Source organism: endosymbiont of Lamellibrachia barhami, assembly GCF_011947365.2.
In the GTDB taxonomy this organism is placed as follows: Bacteria; Pseudomonadota; Gammaproteobacteria; order Chromatiales; family Chromatiaceae; genus QGON01.
In genome coordinates this window covers 1-1,000 of sequence record NZ_JAAVSH020000007.1, presented here as the reverse complement: position 1 = coordinate 1,000, position 1,000 = coordinate 1, and the positions used below count along the sequence as shown (strand labels likewise).

The 1,000-nt window shown below is 57.7% G+C and carries 1 protein-coding gene; it reads right to left on the bottom strand.

The genetic code is table 11. The features are described 5' to 3' along the window. Positions 1–64 precede the first annotated feature (64 nt). The coding region (gene rluB, locus G9Q73_RS19030) for a 23S rRNA pseudouridine(2605) synthase RluB (protein ID WP_177421542.1) at positions 65–1,000 on the bottom strand (936 nt) is incomplete at its 5' end.

Sequence of the window (1,000 nt, the reverse complement as noted above, 5' to 3'; positions counted from 1 at the left end):
TGCCCATATGCCGACAGCAGGGCATCGAAGATTCTGGTGAGTGAGTGTTTTGACAGTCCCAACGTTAGCGTTTTTTTCGTCCCCAGGGATCCGAAGTTCCCTCACGACGTTTTGTGGGTGTGGATTTCTTTGCAGATTTACGTTGCCATGGGCTGCTTTCGCCATCGCTTCGCCGTGGTGACTTGGATTTTTCACTGTCACGGCCTTTCCAGGGACGTTTCGGACCATCCTCGCGACGCTGGCGTGCCCCGTCTTTTGACGTTCTCCCACTGTACCGATCGTCGCCACCCGAACGCGGCGCACGCTGACGCTTTTCCGGCTCCAGCCCCATTGCTTCCAGTAGCTCATTCAATTCCGCTGTGTTCAGATAGCGCCAACGTCCCACTTTCAGTGCACTGTCGAGCATCACGCTACCGTAGCGTACGCGCTTCAGGCGATTGACCTGTGCCCCAACGGCTTCCCACATACGGCGCACTTCCCGCTGGCGCCCCTCCATGATAACGACGTGATACCAGCGGTTGATGCCGTCGCCACCCGATTCCACTATCTCCTCGAATCGCGCAGGACCGTCTTCAAGCTCGACACCATGAGTCAACCGTTTGAGTTGATCCTCAGTGACCTGCCCCATGACGCGCACCGCATACTCCCGTTCCACCTGGCGGCTCGGGTGCATCAGCCGGTTGGCCAGTTCGCCATCCGTGGTCAACAGCAGCAGGCCGGATGAGTTTAGATCCAGCCGTCCCACTGGAATCCAGCGGCCATGTTTAAGTCGTGGCAGATGTTCAAAAACCGTGCGGCGTCCCTCCGGATCCTTACGCGTAACCAGTTCCCCTTCCGGTTTGTTGTAGATCATCACTTCACGTTCGGGAGCTGCCAACCGTTTGCTGGAGACCGGACGTCCATCCACTTTGATACGGTCACTTGGCTGCACCCGTTGCCCAAGCTGTGCTGTCTCCCCATTGACCTCGATCCGGCCTGCACTGATCCAGCCTTCGATTTC